The 225-nt window shown below is 54.7% G+C and carries 1 protein-coding gene; it reads right to left on the reverse strand.

Annotated elements, in window-relative coordinates; all coding sequences use genetic code 11:
• A partial coding sequence (locus FDX22_RS30505; RefSeq protein WP_255432935.1) for a methyl-accepting chemotaxis protein occupies nucleotides 1-225 on the reverse strand: 225 nt, incomplete at both ends.

Genomic DNA, 225 nt, shown 5'->3' on the forward strand with positions numbered 1-225 from the left:
GACTCATCAATCAACGCTTTGATTTCCTGGGCTGCAGTGGCACTGCGCTGTGCCAGGGTACGAACTTCAGAGGCAACAACCGCAAATCCTCTGCCTGCATCCCCTGCTCTGGCGGCTTCAACGGCGGCGTTCAGCGCCAGGATATTGGTCTGGAATGCAATACTGTCGATGACGGCTACAATTTCCACCATTCTACCGGACGAGGCACTGACGTTATCCATTGTC

The sequence above is a fragment of the Citrobacter sp. TBCS-14 genome, from assembly GCF_005280805.1.
Classification (GTDB): domain Bacteria; phylum Pseudomonadota; class Gammaproteobacteria; order Enterobacterales; family Enterobacteriaceae; genus Citrobacter; species Citrobacter gillenii.